This window comes from Nocardiopsis sp. LDBS0036 (assembly GCF_041228755.1).
Lineage (GTDB): Bacteria > Actinomycetota > Actinomycetes > Streptosporangiales > Streptosporangiaceae > Nocardiopsis > Nocardiopsis dassonvillei.
On record NZ_CP141103.1, the window covers coordinates 3113396 to 3140159 of the forward strand.

Consider the following 26764-nt stretch of genomic DNA (forward strand, 5'->3'; position numbering starts at 1 on the left):
GGGGCTTTTCGCTGTCGTGGCCGGACCGGCCACCGGCGCGCGGGGGCGGCGGGCCCCGCCCGGCGCCGGGGCCGGCCGGGGGCTCAGATGATCGGCGGGCGTCCGGCGCGGGTCATCCGCCACGCGGTCGACCAGCTGATCGGGGTGCGCGGACCGGCCTCCTCGCGCCAGCCCTCCCGGAAGCCCCCGAACCACGAGCGCAGCGCGTCGCGGTCGCGCTCGCGCAGCACGGTCAGCCCGACCCAGGTGCCGAGGTAGGCCGCGGCCAGGGGCCAGGGCAGGTTGCGGCGGGCCAGCCACACCCGGTTGCGGGCGTTGAGCCGGTAGAAGTTCTCGTGCCGGGTCGGCGCCACCGCCGGGTGGTACATCACCGCGTCGGCGTCGTACTCGATCCCGTAGCCCGCGTCCATGATCCGCCAGGCGAGGTCGGTCTCCTCGTGCGCGTAGAAGAAGTCGCCCGGCAGGCCGCCCCCGGCCTCGAAGGCGGTGCGCCGGATCGCGCACGCCCCGCCCAGGAACGTGGTCACCACGCTCGACTTGCGGGAGTCGCCCACGCGCAGGCGCGGCACGTGGCGGCGCTGGTCGGGGCCGCCGTCGGGGTCGGCGATGCGGAAGGACAGCGCGCCCAGCGACGGGTCGGCGGCGAAGCGCTCGCGCACGTGGCGGGCCAGGTCCCTGGAGCGGTACCAGCCGTCGTCGTCCAGGAAGAGGATGATGTCGCCGCTGGTCGCGCGCACCCCGTGGTTGCGTCCCTCGGGGATGCCCACGTTCTCCGGCAGGCGCACCCGCGTGACGCCCTCGGGCAGCTCCGGCAGGTCCGCGCCGTTGCCGACGACCACGACCTCGACGTCCGCGTCCTCCTGCTCGAACACGCTGGTGATGGCGCGGCGCAGCTCGGCCGGACGGTTGCCCATCGTCAGCAGGACGCAGGACAGGGTGGGCGCGGACACCTGGGGGCGGCTCCGTTCGGCTCTGGGCGCTGGGGAGACCGTCACCTCCGGCTTCTCCGGGCTCGGTGAGGACGGAATCACGGGTGTGGCCATGGTTGCGACCGTTCAGTGGACGAAGTGTTACTGGAAGGTTGACACACGGCCAACGATCGCAGGAACAGACTAACGAAAGAATAAAGGGAAGGTGGACGGGACCGTGGACAGGGTAACCTGCACGGCCCCGTTCGTGACGTCAACGTCATCGGCGCGTCGTTCGTGACGCTCCGACCCGGTTCGGGCCGGGGGCGCCCGAAGTGTCCGCGCTATTCGAGGCGGCGCGAGGCGAGCACGCTCACGAAGTGCGCGAAGCTCATCAGCACGCCCACCGCGGCGCACGCCGCCACCAGGATCCGGGTGGCCGTCAGGTCGCCGAGGAAGGCGTCCACCACGGCCGCCACCACGACGATCAGGGACAGCTCCACGGCCTGGATGAGGCGGTGCACCTTCAGCGCCGAGGCCAGGCGGCGGGCCAGGCTGAGCCCGGACGAGCGCGGACGCATCGCCTCGTCCGAGACCTTCTCCGGCAGGCCCGCCTTGGCCCGCGCCACCACCACGTTGTCGGTCTCGGCCTTGATGAGCGCCACGCCGATCGCCGCGGCCATGCCCAGGATCACCCAGCCGCCCGGCTCCCACCCGCCCTGGGCGCGCACGCCCAGGCCGATGAGGAGCGCGATCTCGGACACGTAGTGGCCGATGCGGTCCAGGTAGATCCCGGCCACGCTGGTGCGGCCGGTGTAGCGCGCCACCTCGCCGTCGGAGCAGTCCAGCAGCAGGTACACCTGCACGAACAGCGCCGCCGCGATCGCCGACCACAGGCCGCCGAAGGCGACCACGACCCCGGCGAGCACGCCGAAGGCCATCATCAGGTAGGTGATCGGGTTGGGGGGGACGCCGAGCCGGACGAAGAACGTGGTCAGGTACGGGGACAGGTCGCGCATGTAGAGGCGGCCCGCCCAGTGCTCCTCGTTCGTCCTCTCCTTGATGCCGGCGGGCTGGCCGCCCGCGCGGACCTCAGCGACCGACGGCTTCGACATAGTCCTTGACGCTCCGTCCGATCTCGTCCTCGGAGAGGTTCAGGTGTTCCAGGATGGTGAACCGGCCCGGACGGGTGTCCGGGGCGTGGACCACCGCCCGTGCGAACTCCGCCTCGTCGAGTCCGACGTCGGAGGGCACGACGGGCAGCTCGTGACGGATCAGGCAGTCGCGGATCTCGTTCATCCGCGCCTGCGACCAGTCCAGGTGCCGCACCCGCAGGAAGGACGCGTACAGCGCGCCCAGCCCGGCGAGCTCGCCGTGGTTGCTGGTGCCCGGGTGGAGCTGGGTGACCGCGTGCAGGATCTCGTGGCACGCGCCGCTGGCGGGGCGGCTGGACCCGGCCACCGACATCGCCATCCCCGAGAGCACCAGGCCCTCGGCCAGCACCGTGAGGAAGGCCTCGGACTCCACCGAGTCCGGGCGGTGCAGGACCGCCTCGGCCGCGACCCTGGCGAAGGTGACGGACATGCCGTCCACCGGCTCGCCGTTGACCCGGCCCGCCAGCTCCCAGTCCTCGATGGCGGAGATGTTGCTGACCACGTCGCCGATGCCCGAGCGCACCAGGTGCGAGGGGGCCGCCCGGACGTAGTCGACGTCGATGACCACGGCGATGGGCATGGTCACGCCGATGGAGGGCTTGCCGCCCTCGTGCTCCAGCGAGCTGACCGGCGAGGCGATGCCGTCGTGCGCGAGGTTGGTGGCCACGGCCACCATGGGGATCCCCGCCATGGTGGCGGCGAACTTGGTCACGTCGATGGTCTTGCCGCCGCCGATCCCGGCGACCGCCTCGTAGGCGCCCGAGCGGAGCTTCTTTCCCAGCTCGGTCGCGGCGTCGACGGTGCCCTCCTCGACGTGGAAGACCTCGCAGTTGGGCAGGTCCAGCTCGGAGGCGATCTGCGCCCCCTGCCCCGGGCCGACGGCCACGGCGATGCGGCCCTCGGTGGCGATCCTGCGGTCGGCGAGTAGCGTCCCGAGGGAGGAGACGGCTCCCCGGCGCACGTCGATCGCCAGCGGGGAGGGGAGCATGCGGGCTAGTAGCGGCATGCGATCTCCCTCGCCTTGGCCAGGTCGTCGTGGTTGTCGACCTCGACCCAGTCCACCTCGCCGATCGGCGCCACGGCGACCTTCTCGCCGCGGTTGACCAGCTCCTGGTAGCCGTCCTCGTAGTACAGCTGCGGGTCGCGCTCCCAGGTGGCCTTGAGGGCGTCGGCGAGACGGGCGTCCAGGGAGCCCTCGATGAGGGTGGCGCCGATGTACTCGCCCGCGGCGGTGGCCGGGTCCATGAGCTTGGTGATCGTGCGCAGGTGGCCCTCCTCGTCCAGGGTCACCTTCATCTCCTCGTCAGCGAGGCTTTTCACGCTGTCCACCGCGAGGAGCAGTTCCGGTCCCCGTGCGGCGAGTAGCGTTTCCTCGACGCTCACGGGGTGAACCGTGTCGCCGTTGACGAGGAGGACGCCCTCGGAGAAGAACTCGCGCGCGGTCCACAGGGAGTAGGCGTTGTTCCACTCCTCGGCCTTGTCGTTGTGGCTGAGGGTGAGCTTGACGCCGTGGCGCTCCTCCAGTGCCTCCTTGCGCGCCTCGACCGCCTCCGCGCGGTAGCCGACCACGACGACGACGTCGGTCAGCCCGGCCGCCGCCAGGTTGCGCAGCGAGATGTCCATGATGGTCGTCTCGCCGTCGACGGGCACCAGCGCCTTGGGCAGGGTGTCGGTGTAGGGGCGTAGACGGCGCCCCGCGCCTGCGGCGAGAACCATTCCGAGCATGAGGGCGTGTTCCTCCTTAGTCGGGGAGGGCTCTCACGCCTCCCCGTTCGTTCCGGCGGCCGGTTGGCCCCCGTCTGCGTGGCCTGGTCGGGGGATCCGCGGATCCCCCTGGTCCGTGTCGCCCTCGCCGGGGGCGGCGCTGGCGCGTACGTCGGCCACCGGTGTCGCGCTCCAGGTGCGCACGGCCTCGCGGACGAGCAGCACCGCCAGGTATCCGGCGAGTATGCCGTAGGCGGGGGCGAGCGCGTGCAGCGCTCCCGCGACCGCGATGACGAGCATGCGGCCGTCCCAGCCGAGCGCCGCGGCGCGCACCCCCGCGGGGCGGGCCGCCCCGACCGCGGGACGGGCCACGTCGTCGCCGTGGTGACAGGCGACCGCCATCAAGAGTACGAACACCAGTGGACCCGGTACACCGGACGCCAGCCCCAGGACCGCCAGGTACCCGTACTCGGTGACGCGCAGGACGGGTGGCACGAGCCAGTCGAACCGTCCGTCGTGGGGGTGGCCCGAGGCCAGTCCGGACAGTAGCAGGGCAGCGACCGGTGCGAACAGGGTAATGCCTGCCAGCCGTCCGTGGCCTGCCGCGAGGAGCGTTCCGACGACCAGGAGTCCGGTGAGCGCCGTGAGCAGGGGCGGCGCTCCCCCCGGCGCGATCCGGCCGAGCAGGAGCGCCATGTGACTGTCATCACGAAGAAACCGCAGGTCGGGACGGATCGGGTCGTACCGGTCCCGGTCCGAACCCCCGTGCGCGGCGCTCGCGTTCACTGTCGGCTCCGCGCGGGATCGGCGAGTTGGGCGGTCACCGCGACGACGCAGCCGACCACGAGGGTGACGAAGGCGACGCGCGCGTCCCACAGCGTGGCGGTCACCGCGATGGCCAGGAAGCGCACGGGTTGGGGGAAGTCCGCGATCCGGCGCAGCGGCGAGGGGGCGGGGCGGTCGTCCGCGCCGCGGTCGTCGGCTCCGGTGTCGGCGCGGTCCCGGTCAGGGGTCCCGTTCGGGGGTAGGCCGTTCGGGCCGGCCCCTTCCTCGGGGCCTCCGCACAGGGGGGTCCCGTGCCTGACGGCCCCGTTCACCCGGACGCCGTTGGCGGAGACCCCGTTCACCGCGGGCCGGTTCACGGCCGTTCCGTCGGCGCGGGCCCCGGCGGGGGCGCGGACCGGACGCGAACCGCCCGTTGTGCCGTCCACCACAGTGGCGCCGAACAGGCGCTCGGTCAGACCGGGATCGCTGGCGCGCGGCCCCCGCGGCGGGCGGGGCGCCAGACCCCCCAGAAGGCCGCCAGCGGGCCGCTGGGCGGACGAGGGGGGTCTCCTTCGACCCGGCCCCGGCTCCGGGACGGCCGGAGCGGACCCGGCCGCCAGGAGCGAGTCGCGCAGGGCCAGGGCGACCAGCGCGCCCGCGGCCCACCCCCAGGCCCCGCCGATCCCGGCGGCCACGGCGCCCGCCGCCAGGCCGAGGTAGACCGCGTACTCGCGCAGCTGCGACAGCATCGCCGCGAGCCACAGGGCGAGGGCGTCGCGCCGGTCGGCCCGCATGCGCTCGCGGACCGCGTCGCAGAACAGGACCGCGCCGAGGAAGGCCGAGCCCGCCAGGCCTCCGACCGCGTCGGCCCGGGAGAACCAGACCGCCGCGCCCACGGCCCCCAGGACGCCGATCCGGGCCACCCCGGAGCGGGTGACGTGCCTGCGTTCGAGCATCCGCGCGGCCAGCCGCGCCACGGTGCCGCTGTGGGCCATGGACGTGTCCTCTCCCAGCTCTGATGGGAGACACCGTTTCTCACTCTGTGTAACGGTTCAATCACTGACACACGCGCAGATCGTCGCGGCGGGGTCGGGCGGTGCGGGGCCCTGTCCGGACATGTGGCGAAACGCCGGACGCGCACCGCCGGGCAGTCTCCGGTGGTGCGCGTCAGCGCGTCAGCGCGTTCGGTGGGAAGGCCGGGCGGACCCGGGCGGCTTCAGGCCGCCTGGCCGCCGTCGCCGCCGCCGTTGTCGGCCTCGGCGGCCTTCCTGGCCTTCTCCTCCGCGCGCTTCTTCTTCTCGGCGTCGCGCTTCTTGCGCTCCTCGATCTCCGCCTGGGTGTCCTCGTTGTAGGCGGCGAGCGCGGCGTCGATGTCGGTGTCCAGGGCGAGCCCGCCGCCCTTGACGTAGAGCCCGCGGTTGCAGAACCGGCGCAGGTCCCTCTCGCTGTGCGACACCAGGACCATCGTGCGCTGGTTGGCCAGCATGCGGTCGATGGCCTCGTAGCACTTGCGCTTGAAGGCCTTGTCGCCGACCGCGAGCACCTCGTCGACCAGCATGATCGGGTGCTCCAGCTGCGAGATCAGCGCGAAGCCGAGCCGCACCTTCATGCCGCTGGAGTAGTGGCGCACCGGGGTGTCCACGAACTTGGACTTGATCTCGGCGAAGTCGACGATCTCGTCGAAGCGCTCGTCGATCTGCTTCTCGGACATCCCGTGCAGGGAGCCGACCAGGTACACGTTCTCGCGGCCGGTCAGGTTGTCGTTGAACCCGGCGCGCAGCTCCAGCAGCGGGGCCACCTTGCCGTGCACGTGCACCTCGCCCTCGTCGGGGATGAGCACCCCGGCGATCAGCTTGAGCAGGGTCGACTTGCCGGTGCCGTTCTTGCCCACGATGCCCACGCACTCGCCTCGTCCGATGTCGAACGTGACGTCGCGCAGCGGCCAGAACTCGTCGCCCTCGGCGTTGGGGTCGCGCTTGGTGCCGTGGATGAACATCTCGCGCAGGCTGCGCTTGCGTCGGCGGTTCACGGCGAACTTGACGCCGAGGTTCTTGGCCTCGATGACCGGCCCGGTGGTGATCCCGGCGCCGTAGGTCGTCTGCGCCATCACAGCTCCTTCAGGACGGACATCTCCAGACGGCGGAACGTCCAGTATCCGATGATCAGCATGAGAATCGAACCGACCACCGACGAGGTCAACGCGAGGGTGCTCGGGGTGAGTTCGTCGAATCCGGCGAACCACACGGCACGGTGCATCTCGAAGATACCCAGCAGCGGGTTGAGCTGGAAAAGTGTCTTCGCCCACTCCGGAACGCTGGGCTCGGTGAGCACCAGCGAGGCGGGGAACAGGACCGCCGAGCCGTAGAACAGCAGGCGGGAGGCGATGCGCACCAGGCGCTCGACGTCGCGCAGCAGCACGTTGACCGCGGACAGGAAGAGGGTGAGGCCCAGCCCGAAGACGAACTGGAGCACGACGGCCAGCGGCAGCCACACCAGCACGCCCTCCCACGAGGGCCTGCCCCCGAGGAAGATCACGAAGAGGATCAGCACGGGCCAGGTGAGCAGGTACTCGATGAACTTCGTGCCGACCGTGGCCGTGGGGAAGATCTCCCGCGGCACCTTCATGGTGGTGATCAGCTTGGCGTGCGTGATCATCGCGCGGGGGGCCTCGGACAGGATCGCCCCGAAGGTGTTCCAGGGCAGGATCCCCGCCACGAGGAACAGCAGGAAACCGCCCTGCGCCAGGGCCTCCTCCGGCATGCCCCGTTCCGCGTTGAGGATGACGCCGAAGACGACGAAGTAGACCATCGTCAGAGCCAGCGGCTCCAACATCGTCCACGCGTACCCCAGTACGGACTGCTGGTACTTGACCTTCAGGTCGCGCCGGACCAGGAGGCCGACGACCTTCCGGTGCTCCCAGACGGCCAGCGCCCTTGACGCCACCGCCACCTCCAAGGGTTGATGTCTCGTCCGATCCACGCTGGGGACGGACGGGCGTGCTCGTACTCGCCTGTGCGCACCGGCCGACATACGCGGTCCACCCCGTACGGCGTACCGAAACGGGGGAGCGTGTCCGGGCGACCGGGGGATGTCACGGACCGCGCCCGGTTCAACGACCGCTTCTGGGAGGAGGTCGGCACCGGGCACGCCATACAGGCGTCCATAGGTTACCGCTGCGAACGACGGGCTGTGCCACCCCACCTGTCACCAATGCGTGTTTTGTACCTTCGCCCAGGGAGGCCGGACGCGGCGCGCCGAGGCCGCGCGGGGCGCGAAGCGCCGTGCGCGACGGGGCGCCGTACCGGGTGGAGGCGCCGTCGGGCGGGGGCGCGGGGCGGGGGCGCCGCCCGGCGGACCGTCGGCTAGCCTCGGCCGGGAACGCACCGGGCCCGGGGAACCGCGCCGGATGGCGGGGCGCGGAACCGCGGGCGGCACGGTGTCGTTGGGAAACACGGTGTCGGCGGGCCCGGAAGGAACCGCGCGCGAAGCGCGTCCGTTGAGGGCGGTGGAGGGCGGCGGGTGGGCCCCCGTACATCCGGGAAACCCGAACGCGACCGGGCGCACCGGGGGTATCCGGCCGCTGTGGACGGCGGCCGTGGACGACGGAAGAGGTGGAGCCATGCGTCCGCGCGTGATCGCGGCGGTTCTGGCCGGAGGGGTGGGCGCGCGGATGGGCGCGCCCGCGCCCAAGCAGCTGCTGCCTTTGGAGGGCCGGCCCATCCTGGAGCACGCCGTCGCCGCGTTCGAGGCGTGCCCGGACGTCGACGAGATCGTCGTGCTCATGGTGGAGGAGTACCTCGACCGGGTCCGGGAGATCGTCGACGCGGCCGGGTTCACCAAGGTCACCGCGGTCCTCCCCGGCGGGGCGACCCGCACCGGCACCTCCGTCGCCGCCCTGGCCGCGATGGGCGGCGCCGCCGACACCGACCTGGTGCTGCTGCACGACGCGGCGCGCCCGCTCGTGAGCCCGGCGGTCATCAGCGCGTGCGTGGCGGCGCTGGCGGAGACGGGCGCGGTCGGGGTGGCGGTGCCCAGCGCCGACACCGTGGTGCGGGTGGCGCCCGGCGGTTCCGGCGGCGAGGTGATCATGGAGGTCCCCCCGCGCGCGCGGCTGCGCAGGATGCAGACCCCGCAGGGCTTCCGGCTCGGTGTGGCCCGCCGCGCCTACGAGCTGGCCTCGGCCGACCCGGACCTGGTGGCCACCGACGACTGCGGCGTGGTGCTGCGGTACCTGCCGGAGGAGGAGGTGCGGATCGTGCCCGGAGAGGAGACGAACATCAAGGTGACGAACCCGGGCGACGTGGAGATCGCCGAGACGCTGCTGCGCCGCGGGCGCGAGCGCGCCGCCCTGTCGGGGGCGGACGCGTGAGCCGGGTCTTCGAGGCGACCGAGGTGGTCGGACACCGCGGCGCGGGGCGCGGCGTGGTGGACGGCGCCCGGGAGAACACGCCGGAGTCCTACGCCGCGGCGGCGCGGGCGGGGGCTCACTGGATCGAGATCGACGTGCGCCGCACCGCCGACGACGCGCTGGTGCTCTACCACAACGCCGCCCTGGACGACGGCCGCGCGATCGTGGAGCTGACCGCGCGCGAGTGCGCCGGGGCCGGGCTGGTCGGCCTGGAGGAGGGCCTGGCCGCGATCCCGGCCGGGGTGGGCCTGGACGTGGACGTCAAGTCGGTGATGGAGGACGCGGTCGACGCCCCCTCGCGCCGGACGGTCTCGCTGCTCCTGCCGTACCTGCGCAGGGAGGCCGGACGCCGCCGGGTGTTCGTCTGCTCCTTCGACCCGGGCGTCCTGCTCGCCGTCCGCGAGGAGGTTCCGGCGGCGCCCACGGCGTGGATGCCGTTCGTGCGCAACCCGCTGGACCAGGCCGTGGCGGGCGCCGCCGGGATGGGGTGCCCGGTGGTGGCGATCGACGCGCGCTCGTTCGGGCTGTCCGGCGACGCGCCCCGGCCGGACCGCCGGTCGGTGGAGTACACCGTGGACCTGGCGCACCGGGCGGGGATCGAGGTCGTCTCCTGGTGTCCGGACCCGGTGGACGCGGCGCGGTTCGCCGAGGCGGGGATGGACGCGGTCGTGGTGGACGACGTCCCCGGGACGGTGTCCGCGCTCAAGGGCGGCACCGCCGGGGAGTACTGAACCGGGTCCCCGCCCCACCGCGCCGATCCCACCGACCGGGTTCCGCCGCCCGCTCCCGGGACCACGGGTCCCGGGACCGGGCCGCGGTCTCAGATCCGGCCGAGCAGCTCGGCCTTCTTGGCGGAGAACTCCTCGTCGGTGAGCAGTCCCCTGGCGTGCAGTTCTCCCAGGCGCTCGATCTGCTGGAAGATCCACTCGTTGTCGGGTCGGCCGTCCGCCTTCCCCGCGGCGTCCAGGGCCTGCTGCGGGGAGGCCGCCCCGGCCCCCGGTCCGGCTCCGGGTCCGGCGCCCTCCCCCGCGTCCGGAGCCGCGGACCCCGCGGACAGGGCCCGCAGCTGGTCGGTCGAGCGCGCCGCCGCGTCCAGCCACCACCGCGGGTCCCTGAGCCTGGCGGCGACGCCGCGCCCCTCCCGGCCGCCGGCCCCCGACGCCTCCGCGGCCCACACGTGGGCGGTGACCGCCGCGGCCATGAGCAGGGTGTCGTAGCCCTCCGCCCCCTCCTCGGCGACGAGGGCGTGCAGGTCCTGCTTGGGTTTGCCGGTGTCCCTGCCGCCGGTGTCGGCGGTGACCAGGCGCATGTAGCCCCACTCCCAGCCGTCGGAGGGCGCCCAGTCCACCCCGGTGATCTCGGAGAGGTCGTACTCGCGGCGCTGCGCCCTGCGCTTGCGCCCGCTCGCCTCACCGCCGGACCAGACCAGGCGCACGGTGGAGCCGTCCAGGGTCGCGGTCCCCTCGGAGGTCTGGATGTGGAAGGGCAGCCGGGGCACCAGGCGGACGGCCGTGTCGGGGGCGGGCGGCCCGCTCTGCTCGGCGGCGAACCGGATCTGGTCGGCCAGGTACTCGGCGACCAGTTCGCCGCTGGCCTGGCCGGTGAGCCGGAAGGGCTGGGACTTCTCCTTGAGCATCGCGCCGACCGCCGCGTAGGGGTCGGTCCGCTCGTGCAGGCGCAGCTGCAGCAGCCAGCCCTTCCTGGGGCCCGCGCCGGGCTGGAAGTCGACCTCGGCGATCGCGGCCACGGGGAGTTCGAGCTGGCCGATCCGTTTGAGCAGGGGGTCCTTGAACCAGCCCTGGGCCTCGTACCTGATCGCGACCGTCTCACCGTCGAACCGCCACACGGCCTGGTTGCCGCGCAAGTCGTCCATGGCACCCACTTTCCCTTTCCCGTCCCTCACCCCTGCTTAGCAGAAGGCCCTCTCCCGCACGAGAGAGGGCCGGGGCCGGAAGCGGCCGGGGGAGGCGCCTCAGGCCCGGGCGGCCTGCGCCGTGCGCGAGTCCGAGCCGAGTCCGGGCGGGCTGGTGATGAACCCGGCGCCCCACGACATGTGCATGGTGGCCAGCGCGAGCGGGATCATCGGCAGGCTGGCGGCGGGAAGGCCGCGGCCGAGCGGCACCGACGCGGCGGTGACCAGGACCAGGTAGGCGGCCGGGACCAGGAACAGCGGCCAGAGGAAGAAGCCGCCGACCAGCCCGGCGACCACACCCGCCAGGGCGACGGGCGGGGCCAGGTAGCGCAGGTTGATGGTGCCCTTGTGCTGGCGGGAGACCACCCTGCGCCAGCGGCCGTAGTGGAAGTACTGCTTGGCGAGCAGGCGCACGTTGCGCCGGGGGCGGTAGGAGACCCGCATGCGCGGCTGGAACCACACCGTGCCGCCGGTGGTGCGGATGCGGTGGTTCATCTCCCAGTCCTGGGCCCGCAGGAAGGCCTCGTCGTAGCCGCCGACCCGCTCCAGCGCCGAGCGCCGGAAGACGCCCAGGTACACGGTGTCGGCCGGACCGCCCTCGCCGCCGGTGTGGAAGCGCGCGTTGCCCACGCCCACCTTGGAGGTCATGGCGGCGGCGACCGCCTTCTCCCAGGGGGTCGTGCCCTCGGCGGCCATGATCCCGCCGACGTTGTCGGCGCCGGTCTCGCGGAGCGTCTCCACGGCCACCCGCAGGTAGTCCGAGGGCATCATGGCGTGCCCGTCGATGCGGGCGACGATGTCGTGCGAGGAGGCCCCGATGGCGGCGTTGAGCCCGGAGGGGGTCCTTCCCGTCGGGTTGTCCACCACCTTCACGCGCGGGTCGGCGGCGGCGATCCCGTCGGCGACCTCGCGGGTGCGGTCCGAGGAGGGCCCGACCCCGAGCACGACCTCCAGATCGCCCGGGTAGTCCTGGGCGAGGACGTGCTCCACCGCGGCGGCGAGGTGGCGCTCTTCGTTGAGTACGGGCATGACGACGGAGACAGGCGGCCAGGACACGGGCACTTCCCAGGGTCAAGACGTGTCGGGACTGCGTAGGAGCGTGTCGTACGCGCGTCAACGGTACTGCACACCCGTCGCGGTCCCGGCCCGGCGGAGCCCGCCGGGCCGGGGTCGCGGTGTCTCAGCCCTGGTTCTTGACGGGCCTGCCCTCGGCGTCCTTGAAGGAGCCGACGATGATCATGATCAGGTCGATGAGCGTCCACACGCCGGCGCCGCCGCAGGTGAGGATCATCAGGACGCCGGTGCCGATCTTGCCCGTGTAGAAGCGGTGGACGCCGATCGTGCCCAGGAACAGGCAGAGCAGGAGGGCCACGAGCCAGCTCCTGCTGGAGACGGCCTCGGGGTAGGGGTGGGTCACTGGAACTCCGTGCTGCGAGAGGGATGTGGTGAGGGGGGACGGCGCGCTGCGGGCGCCCCCGTGCGGGCCCTCGCCGGACACGGCGGGGTCCCGTTCGGCCGCGGGCCGGGTCCGGCGTGGCCGCGCCAGGACATTGTCACCGCATCGGACCGCGATTTCGGTCACGTGGCGGTACCGGATACGGCTCAGGATGACACCGCCCGCACGGAACCCCCGCGCAGTTCACGGCGTCATAACAAGGAGAGGGCCAGGCAAAGAGGAGGACAACACGCCGGGGGTTGACATCCCGCGCGCTTCGGCGAATCGGGTGACAACCTAGAGATAAGGACACCGTTGACCGGTTGGGACGGGGACGCCGATGAGCGATGACAGAGCGGGACGGCAGGGACCCGCGGAGGAGTTCCGCCGCCAGCGCTCACAGCCCCTCCCGCCCGAACGCTCCCCGAGGTCCGGCCGGGTGACCGTGCCCAGCGCCGCCACCCGTCGGCGCCGTACCGGCCTGCTGGTGATGAGCGCGCTGTCGACGCTGGTCCTGCTCGCCTCGGGCACCTCGTGGGCGCTCACCGGGTGGATGTCGGGGACCCTGAACCGGTTCGACGTGTTCGGCGGCCTGTCCGAGGAGGGGCGCCCCGAGCAGACCGGCGGCCTGACCTTCCTGGTGATCGGCTCCGACAACCGCGACGAGATGAGCGCGGAGGCCCAGGAGGACCTGAGCGTGGGCTCCACCCCGGGCCAGCGCTCCGACAGCATGATGCTGGTGCGGCTCAACCACGACCGCGACCACCTCACCGTCGTCGGCATCCCCCGGGACCTGTGGGTGGACGTCCCCGGCCAGGGTCCCGACAAGATCAACGCCGCCTACGCCCACGGCGGCCCCCAGTTGGCCGTGCGGACCGTGGAGTCGGTGACCGACGTGCGCGTCGACCACTACGTCGAGGTGGACTTCAACGGCTTCGTGGACGTGGTGGACGCCCTGGGCGGCATCGAGGTGTGCCTGCCCGAGGCGATCCACGACCCCAAGGCCCAGCTGGACATGGAGGCGGGCACGCACCGGGTGGACGGGGCCGAGGCCCTGGCCTTCTCCCGCACCCGCGCCACCTCGCGCGGCGACCTGGACCGGATCGAGCGCCAGCAGCAGGTCCTGTCCGCGATGCTCGACCAGGCGATGAGCACCGAGACGCTCTCCGACCCGGCCAAGCTGACCGACTTCCTGGACAGCGCCCTGTCGTCGGTGACCGTGGACCAGGGGCTGGACACCAGCACCATCAACGAGCTCGCGTACCAGATGCGCGACATCGACCTGGGCGAGGTCACCTTCACCCAGGTGCCCATCGCCGACATGGAGTACTGGACGCCGCGCGGCGACGTCGCCGTGCTGTGGGACGAGCCCGCCGCCCGGGAGCTGTTCGCCGCGGTCCGGGCCGACCGGCCCGTGGACGGCTCCGGGGAGGAGGAGCGGGCCGGGTCCGAGCCGGAGCCCGGCGGCATCCGGGTCCAGGTGTTCAACGGGATCGGCACCGCGGGCCTGGGCGCGCAGCTGGACGCCGAGCTGGCCGCGGCCGGGTTCCAGGTGACCTCCCCGGCGCGGAACTGGAGCAGCCTCGACGTCGCCACCACCCAGGTGCGCCACGGTCCCGACGACGCGGCAGCGGCCGAGTACGTGGCCGGGATGATGCCGGGCTCGCAGACGGTCGAGGACGACGCACTGGACGGTGGGCTCCAGATCGTGATCGGGTTCGACTACACGGCGTTCGAGGCCCCGCAGACCGCGGACGCCACCCCGCGGGAGGAGCCCTCGGCCGCGGAGGGGACCGGTTCGGTCTCGACCGCGCGGGAGAACGTCTGCGGGTGACGCGAGGGAAGGAATCACCGTGCTGCACCATCTGGTAGGCCTGCTCGGCGGCGTCGCCCTGGCCCCCGTGCTGTGGGTCGCCGCGGCCTGGTCGTCCGGCCTGCTCCCCCGGTTCGCCGAGGGGGAGGTGACCGTGGCGACGGTGTCGTCGGCGGTGGTGCTGGGGCTGCTGGGGGCGGTGTGCGCCTACCTGGTGGCGTCCCGGCTGTCGCCGCTGGTGGCCGGTGCCAGCGGGGCCCTGCTCACGGCGCTGAGCCTGTGGCCGGTCGCGCACCCGGCGTCCATGGGGGCGGCGCTGTCCTGGCTGAACGAGGACAGCTTCCTCTACCCCTCGGGCGCGGGTCTGGCCGTGGCGCTGCCGCTGGGAACGCTGCTGCTGTTCTCCGCGGCGATGCCCCTCCGCTGGCGTGCCGCGAACGACGGGGCCCCGCCCTCCGGGCGCCGGGTCGTGGCCCGCGCCAGCCGGGAGGAGTACCGGCGCGGGGCGGTCGGTGACACCGTTCCGGACGCGGTCCCCGGCGTCCCGGACCCGGCGTGGCCCGCCGACGACCCCGCCGCTGACCCCGGTGCCGGGTTCGTTGACGGTCCCGACGGCTTCGAGGACGACCCGGACAAGACGACCACGCCCTTCCGCCGCGGGGAGGACGGCTCCGGGTGGACACCCCTGGACCGGGGCGGGCGCGGGCCGAGATTCGGTCGCCGACGCTGAACACGCCCCTGTGGCCGATACGCCGGACCCACCGGTAACCTGAGCGCCTGACTGTTCACGCGGCGTTCGGTCGTGCGCCACGCCCCGGCGCGTAAGGTGATGCATCGCGCCCCGGGCACACCCGTAGGCTGAACAATGTCCGTTTTCTGCCCTCAAGCAGGGTGTTGACCGCCTCCAGCGGGCACAACCAGCGAAACGGGAGCGGACGAAAGCGAGGAAGGACACCACCAGTGGTCGAAGCGGACCGTATGCGCGTCTCCGTCATCGGTACCGGGTACCTGGGTGCCACCACCGCGGCCTGCCTGGCCGAGATGGGGTTCGAGGTCCTGGGACTCGACGTCGACGAGGCCAAGATCGACATGCTCCGCTCCGGCAGGGTCCCCTTCTTCGAGCCCGGGCTCGAAGAGCTGCTCACCGCGAACCTGGGAACCGGCCGCCTGCACTTCACGACCTCCTTCGCCGAGGCCGCGGAGTTCGCCGACCTGCACCTGATCTGCGTGGGCACCCCTCAGCGCGACGACTCCGGCGCGGCCGACCTGCGCTACGTCAACGCCGCGGTGGACCAGCTGGCCCCGCACCTGACCCGCCCCACCGTGGTCGTGGGCCGCTCGACCGTTCCGGTGGGCACCGCGGCGACCCTGGCCGCCCGCCTGTCCGCGCTGGCCCCCGTGGGCGAGGAGGCCGAGCTGGGGTGGAGCCCGGAGTTCCTGCGCGAGGGCTTCGGGGTGGAGGACACCCTGCACCCGAACCGGATCGTGATCGGCACCGACTCCCCCCGGGTCGAGAAGGCCGTGCGCGCCCTGTGGCAGCGCCAGATCGACGACGGCGTCCCCTTCCTGTTGACCGACCTCCAGACCGCCGAGCTGGTCAAGGTGTCGGCCAACGCCTTCCTGGCCACGAAGATCTCCTTCATCAACGCCATGGCGGAGGTGTCGGAGGTGGCCGGGGCCGACGTCATCCAGCTGGCCGAGGCGCTGTCCTACGACGACCGCATCGGCGGCAAGTTCCTCGGCCCGGGCCTGGGCTTCGGCGGCGGCTGCCTGCCCAAGGACATCCGCGCGTTCATGGCGCGCGCCGACGAGCTGGGCGTGGAGCCCGCGCTGTCCTTCCTGCGCGAGGTGGACGCGATCAACCAGCGCCGCCGCGCGCGCACCATCGACATCGCCCGCCAGCTGATCGGCGGGAGCTTCGCCGGGCGCACGGTGACCGTGCTGGGCGCGGCGTTCAAACCCAACTCCGACGACATCCGCGACTCGCCCGCCCTGGACGTGGCCTCCACCATCGCCTCCCTGGGAGCGCAGGTGACGGTGTACGACCCGCGGGCGCTGGAGCGGGCGCGCGAGGCGCACCCGGAGCTGAACTACGCCGACTCCATGCTGGCGGCGGCGCGCGGCGCCGACGTGGTGCTGCTGCTCACCGAGTGGGCGGAGTTCCGCGAGGCCAACCCGGAGGAGCTGGCCGGGGTGGTGGCCCGCAAGCGCATCGTGGACGGGCGCAACGCGCTCGACCCCACGTACTGGCGCGCCTCGGGCTGGACCTACCGGGCGCTGGGCCGCCAGTAGCCCCTCCCCCTCGTCACGCACCACGGCCGGGCCCGCGCGGGCCCGGCCGTCCGCTTTTTCGGCCGGAACCCCGATCGTGACGCGTTGACCGTGGTTGACTTCACTCCGTAGTTGCCCGTGTACGCCCGGCGCCGTGCCGGGTGTCCGAGGACGGACGGAGTCCCACCCGTGAAGCTTTCCGTGACGGTCGGCACCGCGCTGGCCCTGCTCATGGCGGCCCAGCCCGCCCACGCGGTGCCCGCGCCCCCCGCGCCGTCGGCGCCGTTCGCCCCGCAGGAGGCGCGGTGCCCGGTGCTCGACCCGCCGCCGAGCGAGGAGGACCTGGAGCGGTACCTGTGCGGCGACCCCCGCCTGGGCCCCGCCGAGCTGCCCGAGGACGGGCCGGTCGGCGCGCTGCTGGAGGGGTACGAGCGGCTCGGCGGCCTCTCCCCCGACGCGTTCCTGGACCGCTGGGCCACACCCGAGGGCTGGGACTACCCCGACCACATGGGCTTCGTGGTGGAGGACGGCGAGCCGGTGACCGAGCTGCGGGTCCTGCCCGAGGGGTGGATGCTGGACCGCTTCGGGTCCCCGCGCGGCACGTTCCTGGCCCCGGCGGGGGCTCCGTACGAACGGCGCGCCCTGCCGCCGGACTCGCTGAACACGTGGCCGGACGGTCCCGAGCACAACTACAACTGCTACGAGGTGACCGAGGAGTTCACCGCGCTGGTGGGGCCGATCGCCCCGCACTTCGAGCAGCCCGGCGGCGGCGAACAGGTACTCGTCCCCGCCGAGGGGGTCGTGGAGGCGCCCGAGGCGGAGTACGCCTCGGTCAACCAGCTCCTGGAGGGCGGCCACCTGGAGCAGCGCCCGGTCGGGGAGTGCGTCCTGACCGAGGGCTCCGCCGACCGCCTCGGCACCGCGGCGAGGTGAACGGGAGCCGGTGCGCCCGCCCCCGTGGTGCTCGGGCGCACCGGCCCGGCGCCGCTCGCGACCGGTGCGGCCCCGCGGGGAACGGCGGTCGGCGCGCAGGGCGGTCCGGTCACGGACGGGCCGGGACTCCCCCGGCCGGGGCCGGTGCGCCGGGCTCCCCGCCGGTCGCGGGGGGCAGCCTCCGCAGCGCGACGGCGACCAGGAGCGCGACCGCGGCCAGCACGCCCGCGCCGGTGAGGGCGGCGGTGTTGACCCCGGCCGTGTAGGCGTCGAAGGCCGCGTCGAGCAGGGCCCCGGGGTCCTGTGCTCGGGGGGCGGCGGCCAGGGCTCCGGTGACGGTCTCGGCCGCGGCCCCGTCCACCGAGGGCAGCGCGTCCGCCACGGAGGTGCGGTAGACGGCGCCTGCGGCGGTGCCCAGGACCGCGATGCCCAGGGCGGTGCCGAACTCGGTGCTGGTCTCGGAGATCCCCGCGGCGGCCCCGGCGCGCTCCCGGGGGGCCGTGGCCAGGACTAGGGTGTTGGCCAGGGTTCCGACGACGCCGGCCCCGAGGGTCAGCAGGGTGTAGCCGCCGAGGAACACCGCCAGGCGGGTGTCGGCGTCCACCAGGCCCACGACCGCGAACCCCGCCGCGCTGAGGGCCAGCCCCGCCGCCATGAGCACGCCGGGTCTGGCCCGGGGCGCGAGCGAGCCGGCCAGGACCGCGCCCAGGACGGTGCCCAGGATCGTGGGCAGCGCCCACAGGGCGGCGTGGAGCGGGCTCAGGCCGTGCACGGTCTGGAGGAAGGTGAAGGTCAGGAGCCCCATCCCCCCGACGGCGAAGGACAGGGCCAGGTTGCCGATGATCGCGGCGGTGAAAGCGGGGCGGGCGAGGAGCGAGAGGTCCATCAGCGGGTGCGCGGCACGGCGCTGCCGGAGCACGAACAGAGCCAGGAGCGCCGCTCCGGCCGCCAGGGCGGTGAGGGCGTGGGGGTCGGCCCCGTGCTCGGCCAGGCGCTTGGCGCCGTAGACCAGGCCCAGGACGGCCGCGAGCGAGAGGCCCGCGCCCGGCAGGTCGAAGCCGGAGGCCTCCGGGTCGCGCGACTCGGGCACGAGCAGGGGTGCGGCGGCCACCAGCACGACCATGAACGGCAGGTTGACGAGGAAGGCCGAGCCCCACCAGAAGAACTCCAGGAGCAGTCCGCCGAGGATCGGCCCGGCGACGGCGCCGCCGGTGAAGGCGACGGTCCAGGCCCCGACCGCGGCGCCGCGCTGGCGGGGGTCGGTGAACATGTCCCGGACCAGGGAGAGCGTGGAGGGCGCCAGGGTCGCCCCTGCCACGCCCAGCAGGGCCCGCCCGGCGATGAACAGCTCCGGCGAGGGCGCCAGCGCCAGCAGCACGGACGCGGCGCCGAAGAGCACCCCGCCGGTGAGCAGCAGGCGCCTGCGGCCGATCCGGTCGCCCAGGCTTCCCATGGTGACGAGCAGTCCGGCGAGCACGAAGCCGTAGACGTCCATCATCCACAGCCACTGCGCGGACGTGGGTCGCAGCGCCTCGGTGATGGCGGGCGCGGCGACGAAGAGCACCGAGATGTCCATGGACACCAGCAGTGCCGGGATCAGCAGGAGGGCCAGTCCGGCCCAGGTGCGGGCGGTGGCGCGTCGAGGGTTCATGGCCGTGATCGTACGTACGTCAAAATCAGGTGTCAATATGTACGTACGTCCAGATGCTAGGATCGCGGTCATGAGCCAACGCGAAGACCTGCTGGCGGGCGCCAGGAAGTGCCTGGTGGAGAAGGGCTACAGCAAGACCACGGCGCGCGACATCGCCGCCGCCTCCGGAGCGCACCTGGCCTCCATCGGGTACCACTTCGGGTCCAAGGACAACCTCATGAACACGGCCGTGATCGAGGCGACCGGGGAGTGGGGCGACACCTTCGGGGCCGCCGTCAGCGCCTCACGCGCCGAGGCCCCGGCCGACAGGCTGCGCGTCCTGCTCGACTCGCTCTTCCGGACCCTGCCCGAGGAGCGCGACCTGCTCGTCGCCAGTGTCCAGGCCTACGCGCAGGCCCAGTTCGACGACGGTGTCCGCGCCGTGCTGGCCGAGGGCCTCAGGGGCGCCCGCCGGGGGCTGGCCGCGCTCCTGCTCGACCTGGAGCCCGGGGAGGTCGACCCGGCCGTCGAGGCCGGTCTGGGTTCCATGGCCTACAACTTCGTCACCGGCTACCTCATCCAGTACCTCATCGCCCCGGAAGCGCTGCCGACCGTGGAGCAGGCCGTCGAGGGCCTGCGCCTCCTCCTGCCCTCCGAGGGCTGAGCGGACACGCGAGGGCCCCGGCACCCGTGACGGGTACCGGGGCCGTTCGGGCGTCGGCGGGCTAGCGGCCGAAGCCGGTGGGCCTGCCCCCGTTCTCCACCTCGCGGCGCAGCCGCTCGCCCTTGGCGTGGGCCTGCTCCTTCAGCTCCTCCTGGAAGCGGACCATGCGCTCGGTGAGCGCGGGGTCGCCCGCGGCCAGCATCCGCACCGCCAGCAGACCCGCGTTGCGGGCCGCGCCCACGGCCACGGTCGCCACCGGCACCCCGGCGGGCATCTGCACGATGGACAGCAGCGAGTCCATGCCGTCGAGGTACTTGAGCGGCACCGGGACGCCCACCACCGGCAGGGTGGTCACCGAGGCCAGCATGCCCGGCAGGTGCGCCGCCCCTCCCGCGCCGGCGATGATCACCTTCAGGCCGCGGCCGGCGGCCTCGGCTCCGTAGGAGACCATCTCGTGCGGCATGCGGTGCGCCGAGACCACGTCGGCCTCGAAGGGGACGTCGAACTCGCGCAGGGCCTCGGCCGCCTCACGCATCACCGGCCAGTCGGAGTCCGAGCCCATCACGATGCCCACCACGGGGCCCCTCGCGTCCCGCCCGTTGGCGCTGTCGGTCACTGTTCGTCTCCTCGCAGGTAGGCGGCGGCGTCTCGCGCGCGCGCCAGCAGGTCACGGTAGTCCTCACCCATCACGGTGACGTGCCCGATCTTGCGGCCCGGACGCACGTCCTTGCCGTAGAAGTGCACCTTCACCTCGGGGTCCTTCGCCATCACGTGCAGGTAGCGGCGGTAGACCTCGGGGTCCTCGCCGCCCAGCAGGTTGGCCATGACGGTGTAGGGCGCGTTGGTGCGCGGCGAGCCCAGCGGCAGGTTCAGCACGGCCCTCAGGTGCTGCTCGAACTGGGAGGTGCGCGCGCCCTCGATGCTCCAGTGGCCGGAGTTGTGCGGGCGCATGGCCAGCTCGTTGACGACCACGCCGTCGGCGGTCTCGAACAGCTCCACGGCCAGGACCCCGGTCACGTCCAGCGCCTGGGCGATCTCGATGGCCAGCTGCTGGGCGTGGGTGGCCTTGTCCTCGGACAGGTCCGGGGCGGGGGCGATCACCTCGTGGCAGATGCCGCCGCGCTGCACGGTCTCCACGACCGGGTAGACCGCGACCTGCCCGTGCGGGGAGCGGGCGACCTGCACGGCCAGCTCGCGCGAGAAGTCCACCTTCTCCTCGACCAGGAGCGGCACCTCCTCGGCGGCGGCGCGGTCCACGACCCCGCGGGCCTCGTCGGCGTCACCGACGACCCACACGCCCTTGCCGTCGTAGCCGCCGCGGGCCGCCTTGAGCACGACCGGCCACCCGGTCTCCCCGGCGAAGGCCGTGACGTGCTCCAGGGTGGTGACGGCACGCCAGCGCGGCGAGGGCGCGCCCAGCTCGGCCATACGGGTGCGCATGCGCAGTTTGTCCTGGGCGAAGCGCAGCGCGTCGCGGCCGGGGCGCAGCAGGCCCCCGGCCTCCTCGACCGCGCGCAGGACGGGCTCGGGCACGTGCTCGTGGTCGAAGGTGACCACGTCGTGGGCCTTGGCGAAGGCCAGGACGTCGTCGAGGCCGCGGTCGTCGCCCAGGGAGACGTCACCGCACACCAGCGCGGCGCTGTCGGCGGGGCTGGACGCCAGGACCGAGAAGTCGACCCCCAGGGCGATGCCCGCCTGGTGGGTCATCCGGGAGAGTTGGCCCCCTCCCACCATTCCCACGCGCGGGACGGTGCGGTTACGCTCGCTCACAGTTCCTCAACTCACATGCTGCTCGTCAACCGCGGTGACGGGACGGCCCCGCGCGGCGGGACCTGGCCGGATCGGCTCGGAACCCGCGGCCGGGGTCCTGGTGCGACCCCCGGCTAGAGTCTAGGGCGTGCGGACGCGGCGGTCCCGGGCCCCCTCCGCCCCTGGTCGGCGGCCCGGCCGGGACCGGTCCGCGCGGAGGCGGATCCGACCACCCCGACCACAGGACCGGAGGCGCAGAACGTGCGCGACTTCCTCTCCCGCCATCCCGGGATCGCCAAGCTCGTCCGGGAGGTGGGCAAGTTCGGCTCCGTGGGCGCCGTGGCCTACGTGGTCCAGCTGGGGACGACCAACCTGCTGTGGAGCGCGGCCGGGGCGGGCCCGCTCACGGGGCAGGTGATCGGGACGCTGTGCTCGATCGCGGTGGCCTTCGTGGGCAACCGGTTCTGGACCTTCGGCGACCGGGCCCGGACCGGCTACGGCCGCGAGACCGCGCTGTTCCTGCTGATGAACGGCGTCGGGATGCTCCTCCAGCTGGCCTGCCTGGGGTTCTCGGTGTACGTGCTGGGGTTCGACGGCCCGCTCGCGAGCAACATCGCGGGCAACGTGGTCGGGGTGGGCCTGGGCACGCTCTTCCGGTTCTTCTCCTACCGCACGTGGGTCTTCCCCGAGCGGGACGGCGGCACGGTCCGCGAGCCCGCGGAGAACCCCCCGGGCGAGCCGGTCGCCGGGCCCGGAGCCGACGAGCTCTAACGGACGGCGGCCGCGCTCCTGCGCCGCACCCCGCGGCGGCCCGCCAGCCACACCACCGCCAGCACGTACAGCCCCACCTGGATCAGGGTCAGCACCAGCACCAGCGGCGTACCCGCGCCCAGGGGCAGGCCGGAGCCGACCATGACCCCCGTGCCGATCTGCTCCATGCGGCCCTCGAACACGCACAGCGTGAACTGCACGAGGCTGTTGACCACGTGCAGGCTGATCGCCGCCTCCAGACCGCCGGTGCGCCAGGTCAGCCAGGACATCCCCAGCCCCATCACCGCGAGCGCCGCGGTCGTCCAGGGGTCGCCCGGGTGCGTGGCCAGGTACAGCGCCGCGAACAGGGTTCCGCTGGCCAGGATGGCCGGACCCGGGGAGCGCAGGACCCGCGAGACCGCCGACCGGCCGCGCCGCTCGTCGGGACGGGCGCCGAGCGCGCCCACCAGCTGCATGAGCATGCCGCGCAGGGTCAGCTCCTCGGCCGCCGACTGCAACGGCACCAGCAGCACGATGGCGGTCATCGCCGCGGCGAACACCTCGGTTCCGCCGGAGGCCTCGCGGGGCACCAGGTCGGGCTGGAGGAGTTCGGCCAGCGGCAGGAAGGCCACGACGCACAGGGCGACCGGGACGACCGCCACCGCCGTGCAGCGGGCCAGCCACCCCCAGCGCAGCCGTCCCTCGACGGAGAACAGGGAGCCGGTCCGGCGCCACTGCACGACGCGGACCAGGAAGAGGACGATGGGGATGAACAGCGCCGACGACAGCAGCCCGAAGGCCATCTCGGCGATCACGCTCAGGGTGACCGAGTCCGGGGCCAGTCCGCTGCCGTTGATGATCGCCACGATCGTCACCGACAGGATGACGGCTATCCACAGGAAGAAGAGCAGCACCGCGAGGACGGCCAGGGTGAGCGGCGTGAACCACCAGCGGAAGCGGGACGTGCGGCCCAGCCTGTGGTAGGACTCGTCCGCGGGGAGTTCCGCGCGGGCGAAGTGGTTCCTGCGCACCGGCCTCGGCGGCGGCCAAGCCCACACGTCCGGGTCGGTGGCGGCCACGGCGTAGCCCCCGGGCGGCGTCAGCCTCCCCCCTCCGGGAGGATCCGCCCAGGTCTGCTCCTGCGTGTAGGCCCCGACAGTCCGCCCCTCCGGCCCCTCGGGCGCGGCGGGCCAGGACGAACCAGGCGGTGGCGGCACATTTCCCATCGTGGGCCGAGACTACTATCCGGGCATGTATTGCCAGCGTTAAGGCCACGCCGTTATCGCCTGGTCACGGCACGCACAGGGTGGTGCGCACGGCGCCGGACGACGCCCTCTCCGCTCCCCTCTCCTCCGCGACATCCCTCACACCTTTCTCCCCGGCCCCTTCCGCGGTGCCCTCGGTGCGCCGCCTCGGCGGCGGCGCGCGGCACGGGCCCGCGGGGAGGAGGAATGCGCGGCGCGGCTCCCTCGTTGAACGAGGTGGCCCGCGGGAGCGATCCGGCAGGCCGCCGTCCCGTCCCGCTGACCTACGATTGAGCACATGTCCTCCACACCATCCACCGAGCAGGTGCACAAAGCCCTGGCCACGGTGCAAGACCCGGAGATCCACCGCCCCATCACCGATCTCGGCATGGTCAAGAGCGTCGACGTCGCCGACGACGGTGCCGTGAGCGTCGGCGTCTACCTCACGGTGGCCGGATGCCCGATGAAGGGCCGTATCGAGAAGGACGTGACCGCCGCGGTGACCAAGGTCGCCGGGGTCACCTCCGTGCGCGTCGAGCTCGACGTGATGAGCGACGAGCAGCGCAAGGAACTCCAGACCAAGCTGCGCGGCGGCCAGGCGGAGAAGGAGATCCCCTTCGCCAAGCCGAACTCGCTCACCCGCGTCTTCGCCGTCGCCTCCGGCAAGGGCGGTGTCGGCAAGTCCTCCGTCACCGTGAACCTGGCCGCGGCCATGGCCGCCCAGGGCCACAAGGTGGGCGTCGTGGACGCCGACATCTACGGCCACTCGGTGCCCCGCATGCTCGGCGCGTCGGACTTCCCGACCAAGGTCGAGGACATGATCCTGCCGCCCACCGCGCATGACATCAAGGTCATCTCGGTCGGCATGTTCACGCAGGGCAACCAGCCGGTGGTGTGGCGGGGCCCGATGCTGCACCGCGCCCTCCAGCAGTTCCTGTCGGACGTGTTCTGGGGCGACTTGGACGTGCTGCTGATGGACCTGCCCCCGGGCACCGGCGACATCGCCATCTCCACCGCGCAGCTGCTGCCCAACGCCGAGCTGCTCGTGGTGACCACCCCGCAGCAGGCCGCCGCCGAGGTCGCCGAGCGCGCGGGCGCCATCACCGCCCAGACCCACCAGCGGATCGCCGGCGTGATCGAGAACATGTCGTACTACCTGCCGCCGGACGGCGGGGAGCCGATCCACCTGTTCGGCGAGGGCGGCGGGCGCACGGTCGCCGACGCCCTCACCCGGACGCTGGGCACCGACATCCCGCTGCTGGGCCAGGTGCCGCTGGACACCCGCCTGCGCGAGGGCGGCGACGAGGGCAAGCCCCTGGTGCTGACCGAGCCCGAGGCCGAGGCCAGCAAGGTGATCGCCTCGATCGCCGAGACCCTGGTCGGCAAGCCCCGCGGACTGGCCGGTATGCAGCTGGGCATCTCCCCGGCGGGCCGCTAGGCGGCGCCTCCCCGGACCCGGCTCTTCGCCGCGGCCCGTGTCCGGCGCTCCCGGACGACACCTCGTACGGGGCTCGCGGCCCCGAACGGCGACGAGGCCCCCGAGCTCCGTGCTCGGGGGCCTCGCGTGCGTCCGGGGCGGTCGTGCCGGTCAGTCCGACGAGCCCAGCGTGACCGTGACGGTGTCGCGTCGGCCGTCGCGGTCGTACTCGACCTCGACCTCCTCGCCCGGGCTGCGGCTGCGCAGCATGGCGAGCAGCTCCTGGCCCGAGTTCACCGGGCGCCCGTCCAGGGAGAGGATGACGTCGCCCGGCTCCAGCCCCGCCTCGTCGGCCGGGCCGCCGCTCTCCACCGCGCCCCCGCCGTCGGCGATGACCGCGCCCGCGACCGGACTGTCCAGGTCGATCTCGGCCCCGATGTCGGCGTAGCTGGTCTCGCCGTACTCGACGAGGCGGTTCACGACGCGTTCGGCCTCCACCGACGGGATCGCGAAGCCCAGGCCGATGTTGCCCGTGGGCTCCCCCATGGAGCTCATGGTGACGATCATCGAGTTGACCCCGATGACCCGGCCCTCCAGGTCCACCAGCGGGCCGCCGGAGTTGCCCGGGTTGATGGCGGCGTCGGTCTGGAGCGCGTAGAAGCGGCTGGCGTTCTCGCCCTCGCCGGAGCTGACCGGGCGGTTGACGGCGCTGATGATGCCCTGCGTGACGGTTCCGGACAGGCCCAGGGGCGCGCCGATGGCGATCACCTCGTCACCGACGATGACCTGCTCGGAGTCGCCGAACTGGAGCGGCTCGACGTCGATCGGGTCGTCCAGCGACAGCACCGCGAGGTCGGAGCTGGGGTCGGAGCCGACCACGGAGGCGCTGGAGAGGCTGCCGTCGCTGTACTCCACGACGATGCCGTCCGCCTCCAGACCGGCGGAGACGTGGTCGTTGGTCACCACGTAGTTCCCGTCGATGACGAACCCGGAGCCGCTGCTCGGGATGGTGGGATCGGCGCTGTGGATGAACACCACGCTCGGGCTGACCCGCTGGGCCACACCGGCGATGGTGTCGGGGTCGCGCCGGGGGGCCTCGGGCGGCGGCTCGTTCATGACCGGACCCTCCTCCTGCGCGGCCTCGTCAGTGGAGGAGCCGTCGAGGAGGTTGCCCGCGACACCGCCGGCGCCTCCGGCGATGAGCGCGACGACGAGCATGCCCGACAGCGCCATCCACACCGGGACGCCGCGCCGGGGCCGCTTGGGCGCGGGGGGCTGCGGGGCGCTGTGGGGGCCGGTCGTGTGGGGTCCGGGGACACCGGGGGGCGGAGCGCCCGGGCCGGGGGCGGCGTGCCCCGCCTGGAAGGCCGCCGCGTAGCCGCCGTGGGCGGCAGACTGACCGGTGTGGCCGGTGTGCTGCCCGGGAGCCGAAGGAGCGCCGGGGTTCATGGGATTGGCAGGACCGGAGGGACCGCCGATACCCGGGTGGCCGGGACCGGAGGGGTTGGCGAAGCTGGTGTGGGCGGTGGGGCCCGAGGGATCACCGGAGCCGGGGTTGGCGGCGGAAGCGCCGTAGACGGCGGGACCGGAGGGGTTGGCGGAACCGGGGAACCCTCCGCCCACGGGGTGCGCGGAGGCCTGGTCGGATCGGGGGGCGCCGGGCTGCTCGCCCGGTCCGGGGTCAAGGTTCATGGGGTCTCCACTGCCGGGAGGCGGGGTGGGGGCGGCCTGCGCTCCGGGGACTCCCTGTCCGGGCTGCGGGAGCGGCCCGGGGTGGCGCGGGGGCGCGGGGTCGCCCTGGTCCGCGGAGGCGTTCCGGGAGGGTGCCGACGGCCTTCCGGCGGCCCGGGCGGGCCACCGGGGGCGCTCCGCGGGCGCCCGGTCCGGCGCGTTCGCCGGACCGGGCGCGGCGCGCTCAGGGGGTGTTCCACCGCCCGGCGGGGTCGCCCGGCCGGGCTCTCCCCCGTGTTCCGGGCGGCCGTTTTCCTCACTCAAGACCTGCTCCGT

At 73.3% G+C, this 26764-nt stretch carries 25 protein-coding genes; 9 read left to right on the forward strand and 16 right to left on the reverse strand.

Annotation, left to right across the window (positions count from 1 at the left end):
• Positions 1-83: 83 nt before the first annotated feature.
• From UIS43_RS13000 to UIS43_RS13035, 8 genes are all read right to left on the reverse strand, one after another.
• Positions 84-950, reverse strand: coding sequence for a glycosyltransferase family 2 protein (locus tag UIS43_RS13000; RefSeq protein WP_013154868.1), 867 nt, complete (start codon positions 948-950; stop codon positions 84-86).
• A gap of 302 nt (positions 951-1252) precedes the next feature.
• Positions 1253-2023 (reverse strand): CDP-alcohol phosphatidyltransferase family protein, encoded by a 771-nt coding sequence (locus UIS43_RS13005; RefSeq protein ID WP_013154869.1) that lies wholly within the window; start codon positions 2021-2023, stop codon positions 1253-1255.
• Complete coding sequence (locus UIS43_RS13010; protein WP_041552866.1) at positions 2001-3050, reverse strand: iron-containing alcohol dehydrogenase family protein; 1050 nt, start codon at positions 3048-3050, stop codon at positions 2001-2003. The genes UIS43_RS13005 and UIS43_RS13010 overlap by 23 nt, the downstream gene beginning before the upstream one ends.
• A gap of 5 nt (positions 3051-3055) precedes the next feature.
• Positions 3056-3787, reverse strand: coding sequence for a sugar phosphate nucleotidyltransferase (locus tag UIS43_RS13015; protein WP_013154871.1), 732 nt, complete (start codon positions 3785-3787; stop codon positions 3056-3058).
• A 33-nt stretch (positions 3788-3820) separates the two neighbouring features.
• Entirely contained in the window at positions 3821-4462 is a 642-nt protein-coding gene (locus UIS43_RS13020) for a DUF5941 domain-containing protein (protein WP_238347033.1), read from the reverse strand.
• Between the two features lie 86 nt (positions 4463-4548).
• Complete coding sequence (locus UIS43_RS13025; protein ID WP_370013188.1) at positions 4549-5526, reverse strand: hypothetical protein; 978 nt, start codon at positions 5524-5526, stop codon at positions 4549-4551.
• Between the two features lie 221 nt (positions 5527-5747).
• Positions 5748-6638, reverse strand: coding sequence for an ABC transporter ATP-binding protein (locus UIS43_RS13030; protein WP_013154874.1), 891 nt, complete (start codon positions 6636-6638; stop codon positions 5748-5750).
• Positions 6638-7486, reverse strand: coding sequence for an ABC transporter permease (locus UIS43_RS13035; protein ID WP_019608200.1), 849 nt, complete (start codon positions 7484-7486; stop codon positions 6638-6640). The genes UIS43_RS13030 and UIS43_RS13035 overlap by 1 nt, the downstream gene beginning before the upstream one ends.
• Positions 7487-8150: 664 nt before the next feature.
• Here UIS43_RS13035 and UIS43_RS13040 point away from each other — a divergent pair.
• Complete coding sequence (locus UIS43_RS13040; protein WP_013154876.1) at positions 8151-8900, forward strand: 2-C-methyl-D-erythritol 4-phosphate cytidylyltransferase; 750 nt, start codon at positions 8151-8153, stop codon at positions 8898-8900.
• A complete protein-coding gene (locus UIS43_RS13045; protein WP_013154877.1) occupies positions 8897-9670 on the forward strand; it encodes a glycerophosphodiester phosphodiesterase in 774 nt (257 codons plus the stop codon). Before UIS43_RS13040 ends, UIS43_RS13045 begins: the two co-directional genes overlap by 4 nt.
• An 89-nt stretch (positions 9671-9759) precedes the next feature.
• Here the strand turns inward: UIS43_RS13045 and UIS43_RS13050 are convergent, their stop codons facing one another.
• The 3 genes from UIS43_RS13050 to UIS43_RS13060 form a co-directional block, all read right to left on the reverse strand.
• A complete protein-coding gene (locus UIS43_RS13050; RefSeq protein WP_013154878.1) occupies positions 9760-10812 on the reverse strand; it encodes a DUF4429 domain-containing protein in 1053 nt (350 codons plus the stop codon).
• Positions 10813-10911: 99 nt separating this feature from the next.
• Complete coding sequence (locus tag UIS43_RS13055) at positions 10912-11907, reverse strand: glycosyltransferase family 2 protein (protein ID WP_013154879.1); 996 nt, start codon at positions 11905-11907, stop codon at positions 10912-10914.
• Between the two features lie 124 nt (positions 11908-12031).
• Positions 12032-12268, reverse strand: coding sequence for a TM2 domain-containing protein (locus tag UIS43_RS13060; protein WP_013154880.1), 237 nt, complete (start codon positions 12266-12268; stop codon positions 12032-12034).
• A 358-nt stretch (positions 12269-12626) separates the two neighbouring features.
• On the opposite strand from UIS43_RS13060, the gene UIS43_RS13065 reads away from it, so the two are divergent.
• The 4 genes from UIS43_RS13065 (at position 12627) to UIS43_RS13080 (ending at position 17303) form a co-directional block, all read left to right on the forward strand.
• On the forward strand, positions 12627-14120 hold the full coding sequence (locus tag UIS43_RS13065; protein WP_013154881.1) for an LCP family protein: 1494 nt from the start codon (positions 12627-12629) through the stop codon (positions 14118-14120).
• Positions 14121-14139: 19 nt separating this feature from the next.
• Positions 14140-14829 (forward strand): hypothetical protein, encoded by a 690-nt coding sequence (locus tag UIS43_RS13070; protein ID WP_013154882.1) that lies wholly within the window; start codon positions 14140-14142, stop codon positions 14827-14829.
• 230 nt (positions 14830-15059) lie between these two features.
• Positions 15060-16391, forward strand: a complete 1332-nt coding sequence (locus UIS43_RS13075; RefSeq protein ID WP_013154883.1) for a UDP-glucose/GDP-mannose dehydrogenase family protein — start codon at positions 15060-15062, stop codon at positions 16389-16391.
• Between the two features lie 168 nt (positions 16392-16559).
• Entirely contained in the window at positions 16560-17303 is a 744-nt protein-coding gene (locus UIS43_RS13080; RefSeq protein ID WP_013154884.1) for a TNT domain-containing protein, read from the forward strand.
• Between the two features lie 109 nt (positions 17304-17412).
• Here the strand turns inward: UIS43_RS13080 and UIS43_RS13085 are convergent, their stop codons facing one another.
• A complete protein-coding gene (locus UIS43_RS13085) occupies positions 17413-18954 on the reverse strand; it encodes an MFS transporter (RefSeq protein ID WP_013154885.1) in 1542 nt (513 codons plus the stop codon).
• 70 nt (positions 18955-19024) lie between these two features.
• Between UIS43_RS13085 and UIS43_RS13090 the strand changes: the two genes are divergently transcribed.
• A complete protein-coding gene (locus UIS43_RS13090) occupies positions 19025-19597 on the forward strand; it encodes a TetR/AcrR family transcriptional regulator (protein WP_370013189.1) in 573 nt (190 codons plus the stop codon).
• A 61-nt stretch (positions 19598-19658) separates the two neighbouring features.
• On the opposite strand, the gene purE is transcribed toward UIS43_RS13090, so the two are convergent.
• Together purE and UIS43_RS13100 are read right to left on the reverse strand one after the other, a co-directional pair.
• Positions 19659-20213, reverse strand: coding sequence for a 5-(carboxyamino)imidazole ribonucleotide mutase (gene purE, locus UIS43_RS13095; RefSeq protein ID WP_370013190.1), 555 nt, complete (start codon positions 20211-20213; stop codon positions 19659-19661).
• The gene (locus tag UIS43_RS13100; RefSeq protein ID WP_071622710.1) at positions 20210-21367 is read right to left on the reverse strand and encodes a 5-(carboxyamino)imidazole ribonucleotide synthase; all 1158 of its coding nucleotides are present in this window, start codon (positions 21365-21367) and stop codon (positions 20210-20212) included. Before UIS43_RS13100 ends, purE begins: the two co-directional genes overlap by 4 nt.
• Before the next feature lie 240 nt (positions 21368-21607).
• Here UIS43_RS13100 and UIS43_RS13105 point away from each other — a divergent pair, with 240 nt between their 5' ends.
• Positions 21608-22117, forward strand: a complete 510-nt coding sequence (locus UIS43_RS13105) for a GtrA family protein (protein WP_013154889.1) — start codon at positions 21608-21610, stop codon at positions 22115-22117.
• Here the strand turns inward: UIS43_RS13105 and UIS43_RS13110 are convergent.
• Positions 22114-23175: a CPBP family intramembrane glutamic endopeptidase gene (locus UIS43_RS13110; protein ID WP_197724894.1), complete on the reverse strand. Its 1062-nt coding sequence runs from the start codon at positions 23173-23175 to the stop codon at positions 22114-22116. The genes UIS43_RS13105 and UIS43_RS13110 overlap by 4 nt on opposite strands.
• Before the next feature lie 463 nt (positions 23176-23638).
• On the opposite strand from UIS43_RS13110, the gene UIS43_RS13115 reads away from it, so the two are divergent.
• Positions 23639-24778 carry an Mrp/NBP35 family ATP-binding protein gene (locus tag UIS43_RS13115; RefSeq protein WP_013154891.1) on the forward strand — a complete coding sequence of 380 codons (1140 nt, stop codon included), beginning with the start codon at positions 23639-23641 and terminating at the stop codon, positions 24776-24778.
• Between the two features lie 150 nt (positions 24779-24928).
• On the opposite strand, the gene UIS43_RS13120 is transcribed toward UIS43_RS13115, so the two are convergent.
• Positions 24929-25990 (reverse strand): S1C family serine protease, encoded by a 1062-nt coding sequence (locus tag UIS43_RS13120; RefSeq protein WP_117198004.1) that lies wholly within the window; start codon positions 25988-25990, stop codon positions 24929-24931.
• Positions 25991-26764 lie beyond the last annotated feature (774 nt).

Bases quoted from the DNA above. Each gene is read 5' to 3' on its own strand.
- UIS43_RS13085 (WP_013154885.1), bottom strand. From the start codon at position 18,954: ATGAACCCTCGACGCGCCACCGCCCGCACCTGGGCCGGACTGGCCCTC.
- UIS43_RS13025 (WP_370013188.1), bottom strand. From the start codon at position 5,526: ATGGCCCACAGCGGCACCGTGGCGCGGCTGGCCGCGCGGATGCTCGAA.
- UIS43_RS13115 (WP_013154891.1), top strand. From the start codon at position 23,639: ATGTCCTCCACACCATCCACCGAGCAGGTGCACAAAGCCCTGGCCACG.
- UIS43_RS13050 (WP_013154878.1), bottom strand. From the start codon at position 10,812: ATGGACGACTTGCGCGGCAACCAGGCCGTGTGGCGGTTCGACGGTGAG.
- UIS43_RS13120 (WP_117198004.1), bottom strand. From the start codon at position 25,990: ATGGCGCTGTCGGGCATGCTCGTCGTCGCGCTCATCGCCGGAGGCGCC.
- UIS43_RS13015 (WP_013154871.1), bottom strand. From the start codon at position 3,787: ATGCTCGGAATGGTTCTCGCCGCAGGCGCGGGGCGCCGTCTACGCCCC.
- UIS43_RS13005 (WP_013154869.1), bottom strand. From the start codon at position 2,023: ATGTCGAAGCCGTCGGTCGCTGAGGTCCGCGCGGGCGGCCAGCCCGCC.
- UIS43_RS13010 (WP_041552866.1), bottom strand. From the start codon at position 3,050: ATGCTCCCCTCCCCGCTGGCGATCGACGTGCGCCGGGGAGCCGTCTCC.
- UIS43_RS13090 (WP_370013189.1), top strand. From the start codon at position 19,025: ATGAGCCAACGCGAAGACCTGCTGGCGGGCGCCAGGAAGTGCCTGGTG.
- UIS43_RS13030 (WP_013154874.1), bottom strand. From the start codon at position 6,638: ATGGCGCAGACGACCTACGGCGCCGGGATCACCACCGGGCCGGTCATC.
- UIS43_RS13065 (WP_013154881.1), top strand. From the start codon at position 12,627: ATGAGCGATGACAGAGCGGGACGGCAGGGACCCGCGGAGGAGTTCCGC.
- UIS43_RS13020 (WP_238347033.1), bottom strand. From the start codon at position 4,462: ATGGCGCTCCTGCTCGGCCGGATCGCGCCGGGGGGAGCGCCGCCCCTG.
- UIS43_RS13040 (WP_013154876.1), top strand. From the start codon at position 8,151: ATGCGTCCGCGCGTGATCGCGGCGGTTCTGGCCGGAGGGGTGGGCGCG.